General features: G+C 36.3%; 12 protein-coding genes. 9 read left to right on the plus strand and 3 right to left on the minus strand.

Annotated features, from left to right (window positions below):
- From AsAng_RS29260 to AsAng_RS29280, 5 genes are all read left to right on the plus strand, one after another.
- Nucleotides 1-3,879: a trifunctional MMPL family transporter/lysophospholipid acyltransferase/class I SAM-dependent methyltransferase gene (locus tag AsAng_RS29260; protein ID WP_264793640.1), complete on the plus strand. Its 3,879-nt coding sequence runs from the start codon at nt 1-3 to the stop codon at nt 3,877-3,879.
- A 2-nt stretch (nt 3,880-3,881) separates the two neighbouring features.
- Entirely contained in the window at nt 3,882-5,405 is a 1,524-nt protein-coding gene (locus tag AsAng_RS29265; RefSeq protein ID WP_264793641.1) for a phytoene desaturase family protein, read from the plus strand.
- Nucleotides 5,406-5,440: 35 nt separating this feature from the next.
- Nucleotides 5,441-7,138 (plus strand): C45 family autoproteolytic acyltransferase/hydolase, encoded by a 1,698-nt coding sequence (locus AsAng_RS29270; RefSeq protein ID WP_264793642.1) that lies wholly within the window; start codon nt 5,441-5,443, stop codon nt 7,136-7,138.
- Between the two features lie 31 nt (nt 7,139-7,169).
- Nucleotides 7,170-8,459, plus strand: a complete 1,290-nt coding sequence (locus AsAng_RS29275; protein ID WP_264793643.1) for a phenylacetate--CoA ligase family protein — start codon at nt 7,170-7,172, stop codon at nt 8,457-8,459.
- A gap of 92 nt (nt 8,460-8,551) precedes the next feature.
- Complete coding sequence (locus AsAng_RS29280) at nt 8,552-10,168, plus strand: hypothetical protein (RefSeq protein ID WP_264793644.1); 1,617 nt, start codon at nt 8,552-8,554, stop codon at nt 10,166-10,168.
- A 69-nt stretch (nt 10,169-10,237) separates the two neighbouring features.
- Here the strand turns inward: AsAng_RS29280 and AsAng_RS29285 are convergent, their stop codons facing one another.
- Nucleotides 10,238-10,630, minus strand: a complete 393-nt coding sequence (locus AsAng_RS29285; RefSeq protein WP_264793645.1) for a hypothetical protein — start codon at nt 10,628-10,630, stop codon at nt 10,238-10,240.
- Nucleotides 10,631-10,820: 190 nt separating this feature from the next.
- Here AsAng_RS29285 and AsAng_RS29290 point away from each other — a divergent pair, with 190 nt between their 5' ends.
- The 3 genes from AsAng_RS29290 (at nt 10,821) to AsAng_RS29300 (ending at nt 14,650) form a co-directional block, all read left to right on the plus strand.
- Complete coding sequence (locus AsAng_RS29290) at nt 10,821-12,074, plus strand: NAD(P)/FAD-dependent oxidoreductase (RefSeq protein WP_264793646.1); 1,254 nt, start codon at nt 10,821-10,823, stop codon at nt 12,072-12,074.
- Between the two features lie 185 nt (nt 12,075-12,259).
- Complete coding sequence (locus tag AsAng_RS29295) at nt 12,260-12,745, plus strand: T9SS type A sorting domain-containing protein (protein ID WP_264793647.1); 486 nt, start codon at nt 12,260-12,262, stop codon at nt 12,743-12,745.
- Nucleotides 12,746-12,748: 3 nt separating this feature from the next.
- A complete protein-coding gene (locus AsAng_RS29300) occupies nt 12,749-14,650 on the plus strand; it encodes a hypothetical protein (RefSeq protein ID WP_264793648.1) in 1,902 nt (633 codons plus the stop codon).
- Nucleotides 14,651-14,754: 104 nt separating this feature from the next.
- On the opposite strand, the gene AsAng_RS29305 is transcribed toward AsAng_RS29300, so the two are convergent.
- Nucleotides 14,755-15,426: a recombinase family protein gene (locus tag AsAng_RS29305; RefSeq protein ID WP_264793649.1), complete on the minus strand. Its 672-nt coding sequence runs from the start codon at nt 15,424-15,426 to the stop codon at nt 14,755-14,757.
- 760 nt (nt 15,427-16,186) lie between these two features.
- On the opposite strand from AsAng_RS29305, the gene AsAng_RS29310 reads away from it, so the two are divergent.
- Nucleotides 16,187-19,240: an OmpA family protein gene (locus AsAng_RS29310; protein WP_264793650.1), complete on the plus strand. Its 3,054-nt coding sequence runs from the start codon at nt 16,187-16,189 to the stop codon at nt 19,238-19,240.
- Nucleotides 19,241-19,479: 239 nt separating this feature from the next.
- On the opposite strand, the gene AsAng_RS29315 is transcribed toward AsAng_RS29310, so the two are convergent.
- Nucleotides 19,480-20,538 carry a tryptophan 2,3-dioxygenase gene (locus AsAng_RS29315; RefSeq protein WP_264793651.1) on the minus strand — a complete coding sequence of 353 codons (1,059 nt, stop codon included), beginning with the start codon at nt 20,536-20,538 and terminating at the stop codon, nt 19,480-19,482.
- Between the last annotated feature and the right edge of the window lie 87 nt (nt 20,539-20,625).

Consider the following 20,625-nt stretch of genomic DNA (forward strand, 5'->3'; position numbering starts at 1 on the left):
ATGGCCTCATTTTTTACTTTTTTATACCACTACTTCCAGCAACGAAAATTATTTTTAGCCATTTTAGTTAGTGGTTTTCTAGTTGCATCTTTATGGCTTATTGCTAGTCAGCTTAAATTAAACGAAGATATAGCCAAGGTTATTCCCTTAGATGCTAATATCCAAAAAGTCAATCAAGCTTATCAGAACACTAAATTTTCGGATAATCTTATCTTTCATCTTTCCCCTACAGATACCGCTAGTTTTGATCGCCCAGCTGCACTCATCGATTTTGCGGATAGCCTTGTTGCTTCGTTAGGTCACTTGGATTCCAATAAAATTCAAGAAATTCGTTATACCCTTTCAGATGCTGCGATTACCCAATTATACGATTTGTTTTACGAGCATTTGCCGCTTTTTTTAGCTCCCAAAGATTACGAAGAACTTGCCAATCGTTTGGATTCTACAGGCATTCAAAAATCGCTAAGATCTGTCTACAAAACCCTGCTTTCTCCTGCGGGATTTGTTTTGAAAAAAAATGTGATAAAAGACCCTTTAGGCTTAGCGAGTTTGCCCCTTCGGAATTTGCAAGATTTCCAGATTGACGGCAATTATATTTTGCACAATAACCGAATTATGACCAAAGACAAAAAGCACTTGTTGTTTTTTGTTACCCCCAAAGCCAATGCAGGAGCGACAGGAGAAAATGCTATTTTGTTGGCACAAATTGATAAAAAAATAGCCGCTACCCAAGCTCAATTTGAAGATAAATTTGAGGCAGAATATTTTGGCAGTATAGCCGTATCTGTAGCAAATGCCGAACAAATTAAAACAGACATTAGTTATACGGTTGGAGCAGCGCTAATCGCATTAATTTTATTTATTGCTCTATTTTTTAAACGCTTATCCATCCCCATTTTAATTTTCATTCCTGTTGTGCTAGGAGCTGCAATGGGTTTGGCAACTTTGGTATTGGTCAAAGACAGTATTTCTGCTATTTCATTGGGCGTAGGAGCTGTTTTATTGGGTATAACCGTTGATTTTTCACTCCACGTTTTTGCGCATTTTAGGTCAGAGGGAGCCGTCAAAAAAACCATTCAGGATATTTCTACTCCTACCATAATGAGTAGCCTAACAACAAGTAGTGCCTTTTTATGCCTGTTGTATATGTCCTCTGAAGCCATGCGTGATTTAGGAATTTTTGCAGCCGTTGCGGTCTTAGCTTCTGCTGTTTCTGCCTTGGTTGTTTTACCTCATTTTTTACCAAAAACAACCCACACAACAAACATTCCTAAAGATACCTTCTTGGATCGATTAGCCGCTTATCCAATTCATAAAAATAAATGGATAAAAGGGGGCGTTGCGTTGGCTACCTTCTTCTTTTTATTCTTTTTTAATAAGGTTCAATTTGAAGATGATATGAACAATATCAACTTCATGCCTCCTGCCCTAAAAACAGCCGATCAGAACCTCCAACAAATGGGAGGAGAAGCCCTAAAAAGCACCTACGTTGTTAGCACTGCATCCGATATGGAGACCGCACTAAGACGCAATGAAAAAGCCAGTCGCCAACTCCAACAACTAAAAGAAAAAGGAAGCATCCAAAACTATACTTCTGTTAGTAAGTTTTTACTTTCACAAGAAGCTCAAGCGGAAAAAATAGCAGCATGGAATCACTTTTGGACACCAGAACGAAAAACGGCGCTAAAACAAACCTTGGTTGAACAAGGCAATAAATTTAAGTTTAAAGCAACGACCTTTAACCAGTTTTCGGCACTCCTTGAAAAAGAATTTAAACCCGTTTCCATTGATCGTTTCAGTGCCCTTCAAGAATTACTCCTTAGCGAATATAGTACGTTCAAAAATGGGCAATATTCGTTTATTTCTATTGTAAAATTAGAAGACGATCAAAAAGCCACGGTTTATCCATTATTTCAGGCAGATAAAGACATTACTATTTTTGACAAACAATTTATTGCCGATCAATTTGCGCAATCCCTACAAAAAGATTTTAGTACACTCGTCAATTGGTCTTTTCTCATTGTTCTAATCATTTTGTTAATTGCATTTGGTCGGATAGAATTAGCCCTTTTGACTATATTTCCGATATTGTTAAGTTGGGAATGGACCTTAGGTTTAATGGCATTAATTGGTTTAAAATTCAATGTTGTTAATATTATTATCTGCACCTTTATTTTTGGGTTAGGAATAGACTATAGCATTTTTGTAACCAAAGGTTTGCTGCATGAATATAAGTATGGCGAACGCATTTTACCTACTTATAAAACCTCCATTATTCTATCCGCTTTGACCACGATGTGTGGAATGGGCGTAATGATTTTTGCGCAACACCCTGCCCTATTTTCCATTGCCAGTTTATCCATTATAGGCATTTTATCTATTTTGGTTATTACATTCACCATACAACCCTTAATTTTTGGCGTATTAATACTCAATCGCAAAGCAAAAGGATTGCCTCCTTATACTCTGTTGAATATTATTTCTACGGTTATCGCCTATACACATTTTTTATCGGGTTGTTTAATCCTAACCCTGCTCACTTTTACGCTAACCATTAGCCCCTTTCAAAAAGAGCTTAAAAAATACCTGTTACATCGAGTGATTCGACTATTTTCAGCCTCTTTAATCCACTTGATGTTTAACGTTCGAAAAATTTATATCAACAAAGAAAAATTACAGCTTAACCAACCTGCACTAATCATTGCCAACCACCAATCCTTCTTGGATATAATGATGATTTTGATGTTACATCCCAAGATTATTATTATGACAAATAGTTGGGTTTGGAATTCGCCTATTTTTGGAAGAGTAATTCGTTTTGCTGATTTTTACCCTTCTGATGCTGGTGCAGAAAATAGCATTGAACAGCTCCAAAAATTGACCGATAAAGGCTATTCTATTATGGTTTTCCCTGAAGGGACTCGCTCTAAAACGGGGAAAATAAGTCGTTTTAAAAAAGGGGCTTTTTACATCGCAGAACAATTGAATCTAGATATTCTTCCTATTGTTTTTCATGGAACAGGGGATTGTATTCGAAAAAATGATTTTTTGGTGCATGGCACGACGGTTACCATGAAATTTTTAGATCGAATTTCTCCTACCGATTCATCTTGGGGAAACAGTTATTCTGAGCGTACAAAATCGATTAGCAAATACTTTAAACAAGAATTTCAGCAGATAAAAGAAGCTACTGAAACCGCTGATTTTTTTGAAGATCGATTGATCAAAAACTATATCTACAAAGGACCTGTTTTGGAGTGGTATACTCGAATAAAAGTCCGATTAGAAGATAAATACCGCCCCTTTGATGCTTTGCTCCCCAAAAAAGCCACGATAACTGATATTGGTTGTGGCTATGGAATGATGCCCTATATGTTGCATTTATTATCCAATGATCGAATTATAACAGGCATCGATTATGATGCTGAGAAAATATTGGTTGCCAATGAAGCTTTTTTAAAAAATGACAAGATCAATTTTGTAGCAGCAGACGCAACTCAATATCCATTAACCGCTAGTGATGTCTTCTTAATTAGTGACATGCTCCACTACATCCCAAAAGCAGCACAACACCAACTCATTAGAAGATGTCTAGATCAGCTCAATGAGGGCGGAATGCTGATTATACGAGATGGAGATGCAGATTTAAAAGAGCGGCATGAAGGCACTGTCTGGACAGAGAAGTTCTCTACTCAGATATTTGGTTTTAATAAAACCATAGCAGAAAATTTAACCTTTTTGTCTGGCAAAGAGATTGAGAAAGTGGCAGGTGAATATAATCTAACCGTTGAGCGATTGGATCTAACACAAAAAACCTCTAATATTATTTTTATCATCAAGAAACACAGTGTTCCTAGGGACATCTCTAAATCCTACTAATTTTGGAAAAAAAATACGACATAACGATAATTGGTAGTGGGCTAAGTGGTCTGATTTGTGGTTATATCCTAAGCAAAGAAGGCTATAAAGTTTGCATATTGGAAAAGAACAAGCAATTTGGTGGCTGTTTGCAAACCTTTGTGCGAGACAGATGCATTTTTGATGTTGGAGTCCATTATATTGGCGGGCTTGCAGAAGGACAATCCCTAAATCAATATTTTAAATATCTGGGGATCATGGATGATTTGAAGCTCCAACGCATGGATATGGATGCTTTTGATGTCATTAGCTTTGAAGGAAATCCCACTGCCTATAAAATGGCACAAGGACACGAACGTTTTATTGATAGCCTTTCGGAGCAATTTCCTACTGAACGAATAGCAATTAAGAATTACAACAAAGCCATTCAAGATATTTGCAAACAGTTTCCTCTATATCATTTAGAGGTTGACAAAGCCTATCCTACCAACTTTGAGCATCTTATGATTAATGCTAAGGATAAAATTGCTAGCCTCACTTCTAACCCAACGCTACAAGCTGTTTTAGCAGGCAACAATATACTCTATGCAGGAAGGGGAAGCGCCACACCTTTTTATTTACATGCTATGGTACTCAATAGCTATATAGAAAGTGCTTGGCGTTGTGTAGATGGAGGTTCTCAAATTGCTCGTTTATTAGTCAAAAATATTAGAGCAAATGGAGGAGATATTTTTAAAAGAAAAGAAGTCGATCAGTTTGTATTTGATGGTGCTAAAATAAAAGCAGTACGACTAACTACAGGAGAAGAAATTACCACCAAAGAAGTAATTTCTAGCGCACATCCAACGCAATTAAGTCGCTTTGTTCGAGGACAAAACGGTCACCTAAGAAAGGCCTACCTCAATCGAATTAATAACATAAAAGCAACTCCTTCTGTCTTTTCTGCTCATTATACCCTAAAACCCAATACGGTAAAATACATCAATAGAAATCATTACCACAATAAAACAACTGCGATGTGGGATGCTATTGATTACAACCAAAAAAATTGGCCCTCTACTTACTTAGCCTTAACCCCCAATGTATCCAAAAACTCTATTTATGCTGATAGCTTTGCAGCAATGTGCTACATGGATTATCAAGAGGTTCAACAGTGGGGAAACACCTTTAATACGGTATCCAATGAACAATCGAGAGGAGAAGATTATGAAGCATTTAAGCAAGAAAAAGCCGCAGCATTATTGGAACAATTGTACAAACAATTTCCTCAATTAAAAGGAAACATCTCCAACACCTACGTTTCTACTCCCTTGTCTTTTAGAGATTATATTGGCTGCCCAACGGGGTCTCTTTATGGCTTTGAACGCAACTACAAAGATCCTATGCGTACTGCCTTGGCCGTCCAAACACGCATTCCCAATTTGAGCCTAACGGGACAAAACGTTAATGTGCATGGCATTTTAGGAGTGACAGTAAGTGGCATCTTAGCCTGCTTAAAGTTTACCGATAGAAAAAAATTATTGACAGATATTGTTTCTGCCACTTAGCACACCAGATCACTAAACGGATAATTTTAAACTCTATGACACGATTAAAAAAATGGGGCAAACGCCTTCGAAATCTTTTAATTTTCACCGTACTTTTGGTGCTGTTTTTAGAATGGTGGTTGAGCATCAGTCCCCCTCCAATAACAGATACTAGTGCCTGGACTTTAGAACGCAGCAAAAATGGAAACGATTTTTACCGTATAAAAAATAATTGGCTGCAAAAAAATGAACATGGTCTTTGGGAAGCCTATATAGAGGGTAAACCCTTTGAGAGGGGAGCAATTTTAGGCAACTTAGCCCAAGAGCTTATTGTCCAACAAGAAGTATATTTTGTACGACAAATCAAAGCGTTAATTCCTTCTGATGCTTTTTTGTATTTGTTGCGCTATATGGTTGGTTTTTTTAATCGAAATTTGGATGAATATATTCCTATAGAATATCAGCAAGAGATTTATGGTGAGACGCATTTTTGTAGCAATGAGTTTAATGCGATAGGTTCTAATTATGAACGTATTTTAAATTACCATGCTGCTCACGACATTGGTCATGCGCTAAAAGATTATGCAGTGGTGGGCTGTACTTCTTTTTCTAGCTGGAAAGAAAAAAGTGCAGATAGTAGCTTGATTATAGGGCGTAATTTTGATTTTTATGTAGGAGATGATTTTGCCAAGGACAAGATGGTGTTGTTTATCAATCCAGAAGAAGGGTACCAACTAGCAACCGTTACTTGGGGGGGCTTCTTAGGGGTCGTTTCTGGAATGAATGAGAAAGGATTAACGGTGACTTTAAATGCTGCAAAATCTGGCTTGCCTACCTCGGCCAAAACTCCTATATCTATTGTGGCTCGAAAGATTTTACAATATGCAAAAAACATAGAGGAGGCCTATCAAATTGCTCAACAATATGAGACATTTGTATCAGAGTCGCTAATGATCGGTTCCGCAGAGGATGGGCGTACGGCTATCATTGAAAAATCCGTTAACCAAATTGCTTTGTATTATTCTGATGACAATGAAATTATTTGTTCGAATCATTATCAAAGTAATGCTTTTCAAACGGATAGTGACAACCTCAATAACATAGCGACCAGCGCCTCTAATTATCGACAAATTCGCACTCAAAACCTAATGCAAAAACATACGCCTTTGGATTATCAAGCGGTAGCACATATTCTTAGAGATAAACAAGGTCATCAAGGAGTGGATATAGGATTGGGCAATGAAAAAGCCTTAAACCAATTGCAGGGACATCATTCGGTTATTTTTATGCCAGAACAACGCCTCATGTGGGTCTCTACGGCTCCTTATCAGCTAGGAGAATTTGTGGCTTATGATTTGAATAGTATCTTTAATCAGAAAAAGGTTCCCAATCGTTCTGTTGGCGTTGACTCCTTGCTTATTGCCCAAGACTCCTTTGCCTTATCCACTGATTTTAAGAACTATGTAAAATTTAGACAATTAAAAAAAGAATTAACATTACTGGCTCAAAATGGTACTTCCTGTACGTCAGAAGAAGAGAAAAAGGCAGCACTTATTATAGAACTTAACCCTGATTATTACCATGCCTATGAGTTAGCTGGAAATTTTTATAAGGCAAAACAAAATTATCAAAAAGCAATTTCAGCTTATACAACTGCCTTAAGCAAAGAGGTTGCAACAGCAGCAGAAAGAACGCTTATTCTAGAAAATTTAGAGGCTTGTAAAATGGCAGTTCAAGAACAAAACAACTCATAAGCTTATCGCCAATCCTGAATTTTTACGACATATGAAAATCCCACAAATAGAACGTGCAACAAAGGCTGAAATAAAGGCTTTTCAAGATAAAAAATTGAGCCAATTGATTCAATATCTGGCTACTCATTCTCCCTATTATCAACGCATCTTTAACGAACAGAATATTAGCCCTGACGCCATTCAAACGCTGGATGATTTATCCCTGTTGCCAATGACAACTAAACAGGATTTGCAGCAATACAACGATGACTTTATCTGTGTTGATCGACGTCAAATCATTGACTATGTGACAACTTCTGGCACAATGGGAAAACCTGTAACCTTTGCACTAACAGATAAAGATTTGGATCGCTTGGCCTACAATGAAGCCACTTCTTTTGCTAGTGCGGGCATCGATGACAATGATGTATTGTTGTTAACGACTACCATTGATCGCCGTTTTATGGCAGGCTTGGCTTATTTTCTAGGTGCTAGAAAGTTAGGGGCAGGCATTGTACGAGTAGGGTCTGGTTTACCAGCTTTGCAATGGGATACCATCAAGCGAGTTTCTCCAACCGCCTTAATTGCGGTGCCTTCTTTTATCTTTAAGTTGATAGAATACGCCAAAAAGAATGGCATTGACTATCAGAACAGCAGTATAAAAAAAGCCATTTGCATTGGAGAATCTTTGCGCAATTCCGACTTCTCACTCAATACCCTAGGGCAAAAAATCACCGACTTGTGGGATATAGAATTATATTCTACCTATGCTTCTACTGAGATGAGTACGGCTTTTACCGAATGCGAATATAGTAGAGGCGGGCATCATCATCCAGAGTTAATCATTGTTGAAATTTTGGATGAAGCGGGGCAGCCTGTTCCTGAAGGTGTCCCAGGAGAAGTCGTCATCAGTACTTTAGAAATGGAAGCGATGCCCTTATTGCGTTTCAGAACAGGGGACATTTGTGAATGGTATCAGGATGCTTGTTCTTGCGGTAGAACAACTCTGCGTTTGGGACCTGTTCTTGGTAGAAAAGGGCAGATGATAAAATACAAGGGAACTACCCTTTACCCTCCTGCGTTATACAACCTATTGAATCAATTTGAAGAAATTGTTGCCTTTGTGATTGAGGTATTCACCAATGAAATTGGCACGGATGAAATTATTATCAAAATCTGCTCTAAAGATGCTTCACCTCGATTCCAGAAACGAATCAAAGATCATTTTAGAGCCAAACTAAGGGTCGCTCCTAAGGTAGAGTTTTCGGATTTTGAAACCATCAATGCACTGCGTTTTCCAGCGATGAGCCGCAAGCCTGTTTTGTTTTTTGACCATCGTTAGTTGCCTGTGCTTAATTGAATTGGTCAATTATTTGTTAAATTTGCGCTATTGTTCTTATACATATATTTAACTAAACTCTTTAATTTTTAATTATGAGAAACTTACATTATTTGTTCCTTTTATTTCTTCTCCCTACTTTAAGTATTGGGCAAGGAAAATTTGACTACACTGTCAGTGAACCCTTCCGTGTAATTGATGCTCGGTATAAAACTTATGCCTCTAAAAAAGGTCAAACTTTGGCAATCAAGAAAGATGGTAAAGACATCTACATGCAGCATTTTGATGCTGTAAAGATGAAAGAAATTCAACGCAAAAAAATTAGTGATTTACCCAAAGGATATGTTATCGAGAATATATCTTGGTTTAAAGATAAACTTTATTGTTATTATTCGCTTTGGGACAAAAAAAATACAACCGAACAACTTTTTGTAAGAGAAATTGATTTTGAAAATTGTCAATTTAAAGCCAAAGAAAAAAGAATTGTAGCGGTAAAAGGAAAGTTAACGGGAGCTCCAATGTTTTCTATGGGATTTGGTGGTTTCTCATTTAGAGTAGAGTCTACTCCAAAGTTTGATTTTTTGTATTCCAAAGACAAGTCTAAGCTATTAGTTCAGTACCGTAGAAAACCTGAAAAAAAGAGAGATGCAATTAACCATGATATCATTGGTATGTTTGTTTTTAACAACGATCTAGAAAAACTTTCAGGAAGTGATATAGAAATGCCTTACACAGAAAAAAAGATGGATAACATCGATTATAGTGTAGATGCCGAAGGGAATGCTTATATTTTGGCAAAGGTAAGACCTGATGGTTCTGATAAAAACACCAAGAAAGATAAAAAGGATAAAGCGCCTAATTATCATATCGAATTGTTTAAAGTTGCTCCTAAAACAAAGAAAATAAAAATCACAAAAATCCAATTAAAGGACAAATTTATCAATGGGATTTGGTTGTTTGAAAGTGATAAAAAAGAAATGCTTTGTGCAGGTTATTACAACAAAAATAACTATGCTACTGCCGATGGTATATTTGTTTTTAAATTAGATAAAGAGGGTGGAATCAATGATAAAATTTTTCATGAAATTCCTGTAGAGATTTTAAATCAATACACGACCAGTCGTACACAAAAGAAAAATGAAAAGAAAGAGAAAAAAGGCAAAGCTGAATTTTCATCTCTTGTCATGGACAAATTAGTTATCCAAAAAGACGGTAGCATTATTTTAATGGGGGAACAATATTATGTAGTTGTTACCTATGATTCTAAAGGTAGAGCTCGTTATACCTATCATTATAACGATATTTTGGTAAGCAAAATTAGCCCTGATGGAAAATTAGCTTGGATGAGAAAACTCCCTAAGCGTCAAACTGGTGGTAGAGGACAAGGTTCTTTGAGTTATAAACACATGAGTATGGGTGGCAATCACTATTTTGTGTTTTTAGATAACATCAAAAACTTAGATTTAGGTTTGGATGAAAGACCAGCCCGTCACATGGATGGTTTAGGAGGATTTTTTACCGCTTATAAAGTTCCTGATGGAAATGGTAAGGTTTCTAAAGTTTCCATTTTTGACACAAAAGATGTAAAAGATGGTCTTAAAATTTATCAATTTAGTGTGGATAGAATCCTTGAAGTTTCTAGTGATGAATTCATCATGGAGGCCTACAAAAAAGGAAAAGAAGATGTTATGATTAAAGTAAAAGTGAAGTAATTAAAAAAAGGGTTGGGGACATTTTCCTCAACCCTTTTTTAGTTTAAAGCTTGTTTCTACACCAAAGTTTTATTTATAATCTGCATCCCAGTTTTTGTTTCTATTATTGAAATAAAAACTAAAAAGCAAAGCCAATACTCCCATTACCAAAAGTATGATTGAGACAATTAATAAAGCGAAAAATAAACTAGGATAAAATAACAAGAGGAAAAATAATGCGATTAAAAACATACTAAAAAAAACAAGTGCTATAATCATATAGATCTTACCTCCTATATCTGTTTTTACTTGATGGGGTCCCCTTTTTTTCTTTTTTAACCGTTTCCGCTTCCGCTGTTTTTTCACTTTCTTTTCTACAGGTGGAGCTACCTCAACTACAGTGGTAGAATTATAAACAACAGCAGCAAAACCATTGGTTGTCACCAAGCATAAACCAAGCAGTACTAATAAAAATAATCTCATGATCAATGTTTTAGTTTTTAATGCTGCAATGATAAGATTTTTTAAGTACTATTTAAACTCAATATTTATTAATTCTTCTCTCTAACTTTCAGCAATAAATCAATTAATAAAACCCATGACTACAAAAGCTTTTTCGTAACTTGTGTAAGTTCAAACCCATTGAAAGCAATTAACATAAATAACAACAAAGATGAGAAAAGAGAACGTGGATGTATTGGTAATTGGGGCAGGTCCTGCAGGTAGTGTTGCAGCAGCTATATTAAATCAGAATGGACACAAAGTTAAGGTCGTAGAAAAGCAACAATTTCCTCGCTTTGTTATTGGCGAAAGTCTACTTCCTCGCTGCTTATACAATCTTGAAAAAGCAGGTTTATTAGAAGCGGTTAAGGCGCAAAATTTTCAGCGTAAAAACGGAGCCTGTTTTGTGCGCAGTGCCGAAGAGTATTGTGATTTTAATTTTTCTGAACAATATACTAGTGGCTGGGAATATGCTTGGCAAATGCCTAGAGCTAAATTTGACAAAACCTTGGCAGATGAGATTGTTCGTCAAGGAGTTGAACTAAATTATCAAGAAGCAGTAGAAGCGGTGCAATTTGACAAAAAAAAAGCACTTGTTGATATTAAAACCCAAACGGGAGCGCTTTACCAAGTAGAGGCTCAATTTGTGGTAGATGCTAGTGGCTATGGTCGTGTTTTGCCCCGTCTATTGGACTTGGGGAGCCCTTCTACATTTCCGAGTCGTAATGCCTTTTTTGCACACATCAAAGACCCTGTAAGAAAAGAAGGTTCTGAAGTATTAACAGAAGTGGTAGATCTTCAAGAAGCTTGGGCATGGATTATCCCTATAGAAGAAGGAATCACTTCGATTGGTTTTGTTGGGAAAGCTGAATTTCTAGCGCAAAAAGGAGCAGCTTATGATGAAAACAGATTTCAAGAACTACTCTATACTCATCCCCTATTAAAAGATAGATATGCCCAAAATCTAACCTTTGTTTTTTCGCCCAAACTTATCAAGGGCTATTCGGTTGGTGTCAAAAAAATGTATGGAGAACGCTATGTTTTGGTTGGAAATTCCACTGAATTTTTAGACCCTATTTTTTCTTCAGGAGTTACCTTTGCAACAGAAACAGGAGTTGTTGCTGCTGAATTGGTGCACCGCCAACTTCAAGGCGAGACAGTAGATTGGGAAAAAGATTACGCTGAATATATGCAGCACGGTATCAATGTCTTTAGAACTTATGTGCAAGAGTGGTATACGGGCAATCTACAAACTATCTTTTTTGCTGGACAAAAAGTTTCTAATTTTAAGGAACAAATTTGCTCTGTTTTAGCAGGTTATGTTTGGGATATGTCCAATCCTTATGTAAAAAAACACCACAAAGCAATTGCTCTTTTAGCGGATGTAATTAAGCGGCAAAAAGAAGCACGTATTGCTGCAAAATAAAGATTTTATTGAAAATATATCCTTCCTTTTTCTGGATACCAAATCCTCTAATTATAAAATAGTTAGAGGATTTTTAAATAATATTAACCACGATCCCTCTTATTAAGTTCCACTCTATGGCAGCTTTTTTGATACTATTCTATCGAGTAACGATTCATTATTTTATCTTTTCTAACATTATCAGCATGAAAACACTTCTATTTCTAACCTTCTCTTTAATAGCCACTCAATCCTACGGTCAATCTCTAGAACAATATGTGATTGGCACCGCAGGAGATTTTGGGCTAAACTCAGGAGGAACCACCCTAAGTTGGACGCTAGGAGAACCAATTGTAAGCACCGAAAATAGTAGCACAGCAATACTAACACAAGGTTTTCAGCAACCAATTGTTGTTAACTCTTTATCGACCAATCAAGCACTTACACCATCTATATCCCTTCAGGTTTTTCCCAACCCAACCTTCCAAGAGCTTTCCATTCAAAAAGACATTTCTTCTAACTTAAAAGCCGAATTATTTGATATTTTAGGACAACGCATTGCTCAATACGATTTAGTGGATAATACAACAAGAATTGATCTCAACAATCTACCTGCTGCACATTATTTATTGCGTGTCTCTAAATTAGACAAGACTAGCATTCAAACATTTAAGATTCAAAAAATACAATAAATCATGAAACAATTCCTACTTCTATTTTTGCTTTCCATAGGCTTTATTATAACAACCCACGCACAATCGCCTCAAGCCTTCCAATATCAAGCCATTGCAAGATCTAACACAGGGTTACCAATTATCAATCAAGCCATTAGTATACGAATATCTATCATTGCTAATAGTCCAACAGGAGCCATTTTATATGTAGAAACCCATGCTCCTACCACCAATCAATTTGGGTTATTTAACCTAAAAGTAGGACAAGGAACAGTAGCCAATGGAACCTTTAATACCATTAGTTGGGGCAGCAATGCGCATTATCTAAAATTAGAAATGGATGAAACGGGCAATTCAGCCTATCAAGATATGGGAACCATTCCATTAGTTTCTGTTCCCTATGCCTTACATGCTGCTACGGTAGACAATACAGATGATGCAGATGCCGATCCCAATAATGAACTACAAAGTTTATCCATCAATGGTCCTAACTTGAGTATTAGCGGAGGCAATACCATTACATTACCGACAGGAACTACTGGCGGCAGCATCCAATTTCTCTCCAGAAATAACGATACACTTGCCTTATCTAGTGGCGGGGGCTTTGTTTTGTTGAACGATGATAATCCCAGTAACGAATTACAGACGCTCTCTATCAATGGTTCTAACCTAAGCCTTAGTAACGGCAATACCATTACACTTCCTACGGGGAATACAACTCCTCAAGTCTTATCTAAAATAGGGAATAGTATTTCTTTGTCCAATGGTGGAGGAAGTATCAATCTAAACGATGATAATGCTAACAATGAGATACAAACGCTTTCTTTTAGCGGCTCAACCTTAAGTATTAGTGGAAATGGTGGCAATAGTGTGACGTTGCCTTCTGGTGGAACCCTAGACAATGCCTATGATTATGGAGGAGCAGGAGTTGGAAGAAGTATAATAGCCGATGCTGGAGAAGTATCGATAACAACTGCCAGTGCTAATGCGACCGCTTTAAGAGTGGAGAACAACAATACAGGAGTAGGCTTAATTAGTAGCACCAATAATGCTAGCAATACATTTTCTGCGATTCAGGCGAACACCAATAGTAATTCGAATACTGTAGCAGGTATTATAGGGAATACAACAGGCACTGCATGGGGAGTAGCAGGGCAAGCTGCTGCCAATTCAAATGCTGAAGCGGCTGTTTATGGTAGTAACCTGAGAACGGTTGGTGGACATGGCGTTTTGGGCGTTGGTTTTAATGGAACAGTAGGTCAAACAGGGCAATCAACTGGCTTTGGAGTCTATGGTGAAAACTTTGACAATGTCGCTCCATTGGGTAATGGTGTAGGCGTAGGAGGAAAAGGTTTTTATGGTGTTTTGGGAGAAGATCGATATTTAGGTGCTCAAAATGGAGCTTATGGGGTCTATTCGAATGGAACCTTAGGTGCTACGGGAACAAAAACGTTTCGTATTGATCACCCCAAAGATCCTGAAAATAAATACCTTCGCCATTTTAGTATAGAATCTAGCGAGGTATTAAATGTTTATAGGGGAACAACTACTTTTGATGCCAATGGCAATGCAACGGTTGAACTACCCGACTATTTTAACAGCATCAACAAAAATGTAAGTTACCAATTAACACCTGTTGGGGCATATATGCCTTTGTATATCAAAGAAAAAGTCAATGAGAACAATCAATTTGTGGTGAGTGGGGGTATTGCAGGAAAAGAAGTTTCTTGGGCAGTTTATGCGGAACGTAACGACTTGTATATGCAACAAAACCCTCAACAACGTGCTGTTGAAATTGAGAAACGCCCCCATGAAAAAGGGCATTATTTAATTCCTTCTTTGTACGGTGAAGGGCAAGATAAAGCCATCTTTAAACCACAACCTAAACCACAAAAACAAGCTCCAATGAACGTTATGGACTAAGATTATACGTAGAAATTATCCCGAATCTTGATAAGTACAAGGTTCGGGATTTCAGTTTTTACAAACTTATTTAGTTGTGCTAACAAGAGACCTCATAAAAACGCCTAAGCTTTTCTTTTATACCGTTTCCAAAGTCTTTGCACAGTTGTTCGATGAAACAATTTTCCCTGTGCGGTTTTAAAGCCATTTTGATTGAGCTTTTCGGCTATAACTTGTAGCGTGAAGCCTTTGTCTTTGTACAAGACAATCAACTCTGTTGCTCGTCTATTATTGGGATTAATCCGAGCTTTTTGCAAGATTCGTTCTTGCCCTTTTTTTCGTGCAGCATCCGAAAAAGTAGAATTGCGCCACTCCCCTACTTCTTCTCTCTTGGCATCCAAAGCTTGTTTGGTACGAATAGAAATCAGCTCCCGCTCTCGATCTGCAATCGCCATAAAAAGTGTCAAGGTAAATTTATCCAAATTGGGAATGTCACAACTAAAAAGGCGACCATCCAGCAAATTATAAATGTGCAACGCATCTTCCGTCTTTCTGCTCAAACGGTCAATTTTGGCAATGGCTAAAGTATAACCTCCTTTTAAGCACAAATCTAAAGCCTGCTGCAAAACCAATCGTGTTTCAAAATCTCCCCCACTTTGTACTTCCGTAAATTCTTGAACAACTGCCTGCCTTTTTATAAAATGATAAAGATATGCCTGTTGAGCTTTTAAGCCCAAACCACTCTCTCCTTGCTTTTTGGTAGAGACTCTGTAATAGATGACATATTTTGTTGGCATTTTGAACGATTTTGTTTCAAAGTTACAAATTAGTTATGAGGGTTACTAATTTGTAATCTTTTTATTATTGGCATCTATAAATATAAAAAATAGCCTCAAATGAATACTTGAGGCTATAGCTATTCCAATTTAAGCCAAAATTTTTGTTGAGTTCTTTACTGTTGTATTGATATTCATTCACCCCACAACCTGTGGCTGCACAAACTTCCGCTCCCCACGAATTGGCATACCAAAGGGATAATAATGTTCTTGCTGCAAGAACTCATTGGTATTGCTATTTGGGGCTACTTCTAAAATAACCTAACCGCAGCCTGATCGCTCTCAGTAGTGAACTCCATTGGAGAGAACACTCTAGGGCGATGAAGTGTTTGTAGTTTTTATTAGCTTTACTGAGCCTTCTGGTTCTTTTGAACCTCCCCCCAATAATTAGATACATAAGAATCAATATAGATTGCTCAATTTTGGCTAAATAAAACCGCTTGCTTTTATGCAGCCGTATAAAAATGCCATCTTAAAAATGGGAATTCCCATTGCTTCTTGAATTAGCGACTGTTTTTTAGTGAAAATAATTTTAAAATTTTATCTTAAAGGGAGTATTTACGGCTCTTACGACACCCCATAAAATACCTTACAAATTAAAAGTATTCATTAGAGTATCAATACTTCTTTATTTATCTATTCAGACAAACATTAACATATTCCCCCCTTTTAGTATATAACTATTTTAGAGCTAAGACTCCTTACAAATCATTAAACAACTATGAAACATTCTGTATTTATAATATTACTTTCTTTTATAAGTACTTCTGCACCATCTCAGATCAACAAAGGCAAAAAATTGGTCACAAAGGGCGATTATGTTGCTGCCATAGAAGCCTTTGAAAATGATTTAGAAAAATATACAAGTAAACCTATTTCATTGCATGAATTGGCCAAAATTTACTTCAACAAAAGATACAATGGTTATGATATAGAAAAAGCTTATCAATATATTTCTAGAGCGATCAAAGAATACGATGGACTCAATAAATCCAATCGTAAAAAGGTTCAAGGCAAAGGATTGAGTAAAATAAGCATGAGTAAGTTTCAAAGTGATATTGTTATTGAAGCCTTTAATATTACTCAAAAAGCAAATAACTTGGATGCCAGCAAACGCTTTCTAGAATTTTATACGACAGCAGGAAAGCAACAGACTGAAAATATGATCAAAATTAGGGATCGACTGGCATTTGAAAAAGCTACCAAAGAAAATACGTTTGCTGCTTACAAGACCTTTTTCAAAAATTACGAAATTTCTTGTGCACGATACAATTCATCGCTATTAATCAAAGCTCAAAAAAAGCTATTAGAAAGCTATATTTCAGAAAAGGGATGGAAATTTTATCCTACTTTCGAGGAAAAGTATAGAGACAACATTTATGTAAAAGATGCCAAAGCTGCTTATGCACTAATTAAGATTATTAGAAAAAATAGCTTAAAAGAATACCAAAATTACACAGAAGCATTTCCGCATACCCCTTTTAATAAATTTGCTAAAGACTATATGTTTGACATCATCATGAAGGGGTCCAATCTTCCTGATTACGACTATTTTGTAAGAGCCTATCCCCATTATGAAAAAAGTGACAAAATATGGCTGCGTTTTTATCGGCTTTACCTTCAGGAACACGGAAGCAGTTCTGTTATGGAGTTTGAAAAATCATATCCTAATTATCCTTTTCAAAAAGCAATTCAAGCCGCTACACAAGAGGCTCAAAATAAAAGAGATAGACCACTTTTTGAAGAAGCCAAAAAGAAAGAAGATATTTTCTTAATATTAAACTTTATAGAGCACTGCCCTAGTTCTCCCTTTGTTATTGAGTTGGAAAAGGCAATGTATTCAGCGCTTAAAAAGAGAGGCTTATTTAGAGGTTGCAGAAAATTTTTACAACTTTTTCCCAATAGTTCTTATTATGATGAAGTTTTAGATATTTATTATGACGTATATGTTAGTGATGGAGAGTTAGAGACCATCAACCAATTTATGATGGAACATCCTGAGTATAAAGACATCAACAAACAAGAAAAGGATTTAAAATTAGCCGAACAGGGATCTATGCTTAATTTAGTTGGTAAACTAAATAAGGATGAACTACAAGCCTATGAGCAGTATATTCGAGCGGCGGCGCCCAAGGAAAGAGCTTTTATTGCTTTGCAACGATTAATAGAACAAGCAATAGATGATAAACAATGGTCTATTGCCTTGGAAAAAGTTAAGGAATTTGCTCCACTTTTTGGTGCTAATAACACTAAAATTAAGACACTTCAAGCCTTATTAAGCAGCAAAGATATTGCCATACGAAAAATGGCGATGGGAGGAGGAATTAACTCTTCTGCTCCTGAATATGTTCCACTCATTTCTATCGATAATCAATCCCTATTTTTCTGCAGATTAGAGCAATCCGCAGCAGGGCTTCAAAATGAAAACATTTACGTTTCTTCATTCAAAGATCAAGAATGGCAAATGGCTACGCCTGTCAAAGGGTTAAATACAGATACCAAAAATGAAGGTCTATTAGGAATTTCTCCTGATAAACAACAGATTATTATTTTTGAAGGAAATGTCCGAAATGGCGATATGAGAATATCTACTCGTACATCCAAAGGATGGTCATCTCCTGTTCCCCTTCCCAATACGATAAATACTTCTTCGTGGGATGCTGACGGAATGATTTCAAGCGATGGCAATGCTTTATTATATGTATCTGAACGAACTGATGTTTTGGACTTAAAACAGGAAGGTGACATCAAAGGCTTCCATGGATCAAATACAGGAAATCGAGACATTTTTGTCTCTCTCAAAAATGAAAAAGGAGAATGGCAAGAGCCAATTAATTTGGGAGATGCCATTAATACCCCCTTTGCTGAACGTACTCCATTTTTGCACCCAGATATGAAAACACTATATTTTAGTTCGGATGGGCATGGTGGTTTGGGGCATTTAGATGTCTATAAAACAACTAGGTTAGATGATTCTTGGAAAAATTGGAGTACACCTATTAATCTTGGAAAATCAATTAACACAACCCAAAATGACTGGGGATATCGAGTTAGCACGGATGGAAAAACGGCTTACTTCGCAACTTCTAATCACGATGGGGATGACGATATATATTATGTAGAGCTTCCTCCTATTTATCAACCAGAAATTGTTTCTGTTGTAAGTGGAAAAATAATTGCGCTTGATGGCCAGCCTATTGATGCAGAAATTGTTTGGGAAGAAATAGAGACAGGAAAGGAAATGGGGCGTTTAAAAAATAATGCCACATCTGGAGATTTTTTCATTGCTTTGCCAAATGGCAAACGATATGGTTATTTTATTGAAAAAGAAGGTTATTTTCCTAGGTCAAATTATATCGACCTCAGCAATAAGTCAGAAAAAACCACCATCAACGACCAATTGCAATTAATCAAGATTGATGAAATGATTGACAATCACATTTCTTTGTCTATTAACAACTTATTTTTTAAAAATAACCAATTTGAGTTGGCTCCTGCTTCTTATCCAGCATTAAATCGATTAGCTCAAATCATTAAAAAAGACCATTTAACAACTGATATTCTAGGATATACAGACAATCAAGGAATTCCTAAAGATCAAGTAGAATTAACACAAAATAGAGCGAATGCAATCAAGGATTATCTAATTTCCAAGGGATGCAAACACCATAAAATAACAACTAAAGGGTTAGGCTCTATCCATCCTATAGGTGACAATCAAACTCCAGAAGGAAGAATACTTAACAATAGAATAGAAGTTCAATTTAGCCGATAACTACTATTTTAAAATTTGTCTAGGGATTTTCAACAAAAATTCCTGGGCATCTATTTATGGGGAGAGTGAGTTTTTATTACATAAAGTTGTTTAAAAATAGGATTGATTTTCATGCATACAATAGTCAAAAACCAGGTCTATGTTCCCTATTTTGGCCAAAATCTACCTTTTTTTAGTTGCTCAAAATAAGAAATCAACTTCTTTGTTTAGGACAAAGAAGTTGATTTTTAGTAGACTATTTATATAGTAAAACGTAGTTTTTCTTCGAGTATAGAAGGCAACTTAGGTAATTTAGCTCTTGGAATTAAATAAGTTGTTATTCTTGTAACATCTCCAAAAATGTGATGTTTTTCCATCGCTCCTTTTAGATAATTAGCTCCTGAAGAACCACCTGTCCCTACACGCATGCCAATCATTCTTCGAACCATACTCATGTGTCTATATCTCCAATTTGCCATCAATTCATCAATTTCAAGCCACTTGCTTAACAATTGATAGGGCATTTGCATTAGTGGATAATCTCTATATAAGGTAATAAATAATGCAGCTTGTAAAGAAGCTGGACTCAATCGGGTTGTTTTTTCTCCTTTGCCTAAAAGTAAATTGTCAAAATCTGCCATACTAATCGCCGCTAATTCAGCACTTAGCAAACCAGATTCGAAAGTATGTCTATAACTTGCCCAAAATGGATGCACCTCAGGATCAGCATCTTTTGGTGTTTCAAAATCCGTCCAATACTCTGCTCCCCAAATTGGGATTCGTTCCAACCACTGTTCTAACAATTGAATCAAACTTCTTTCTCCTTCCAACTCTTGAATTCCTGAAACATGTTCTGGTCTTAATTGGTGTTCATAGTAACGTTTTTCATGACGATTTTGCATCTTCAAGCCCAATTTAGTTTCTAGTTTTCTAAACTGTACACTTTGAAATCCAGAAGCAGGAGCCAATAAGTCTCTAAAGTCTAAAAAATCCATTGGGGTCATCGTCTCCAAAACATCAATTTGAGCAACCAACAACTTCCATATTTCTACAATACGATTAGTTCGATGTACTGCGATCTGTAATGATGCCGAATTATCATTAATCGTTTCAGATTGAAATATATTAATAATAGAATCTAGCTCATGCATAATTTGTTTAAACCACAATTCATAAGCTTGATGTATTATAATAAATAACATTTCATCGTGCGCATCAACTCCTCTAGCCTCACTTTCAGGAAACTGTGCATCAAGTACTTTGTCTAACCCTAAATAATCCCCATAATACTGTTCTTTTTGGGTATAACTATTTTTCATCGTAATATTATGTTTTTGCAGATTTTGTGAATACTCAAAATTACACGAAAAAAACAAAGGTACCCTATTTTATCTTTAATTGTTAGA

Origin of the sequence: Aureispira anguillae, from assembly GCF_026000115.1 — a bacterium.
Lineage (GTDB): Bacteria > Bacteroidota > Bacteroidia > Chitinophagales > Saprospiraceae > Aureispira > Aureispira anguillae.

Bases quoted from the DNA above. Each gene is read 5' to 3' on its own strand.
- AsAng_RS29275 (WP_264793643.1), top strand. From the start codon at position 7,170: ATGAAAATCCCACAAATAGAACGTGCAACAAAGGCTGAAATAAAGGCT.
- AsAng_RS29315 (WP_264793651.1), bottom strand. From the start codon at position 20,538: ATGAAAAATAGTTATACCCAAAAAGAACAGTATTATGGGGATTATTTA.
- AsAng_RS29280 (WP_264793644.1), top strand. From the start codon at position 8,552: ATGAGAAACTTACATTATTTGTTCCTTTTATTTCTTCTCCCTACTTTA.
- AsAng_RS29270 (WP_264793642.1), top strand. From the start codon at position 5,441: ATGACACGATTAAAAAAATGGGGCAAACGCCTTCGAAATCTTTTAATT.
- AsAng_RS29260 (WP_264793640.1), top strand. From the start codon at position 1: ATGGCCTCATTTTTTACTTTTTTATACCACTACTTCCAGCAACGAAAA.
- AsAng_RS29290 (WP_264793646.1), top strand. From the start codon at position 10,821: ATGAGAAAAGAGAACGTGGATGTATTGGTAATTGGGGCAGGTCCTGCA.
- AsAng_RS29295 (WP_264793647.1), top strand. From the start codon at position 12,260: ATGAAAACACTTCTATTTCTAACCTTCTCTTTAATAGCCACTCAATCC.
- AsAng_RS29305 (WP_264793649.1), bottom strand. From the start codon at position 15,426: ATGCCAACAAAATATGTCATCTATTACAGAGTCTCTACCAAAAAGCAA.
- AsAng_RS29310 (WP_264793650.1), top strand. From the start codon at position 16,187: ATGAAACATTCTGTATTTATAATATTACTTTCTTTTATAAGTACTTCT.
- AsAng_RS29300 (WP_264793648.1), top strand. From the start codon at position 12,749: ATGAAACAATTCCTACTTCTATTTTTGCTTTCCATAGGCTTTATTATA.
- AsAng_RS29285 (WP_264793645.1), bottom strand. From the start codon at position 10,630: ATGAGATTATTTTTATTAGTACTGCTTGGTTTATGCTTGGTGACAACC.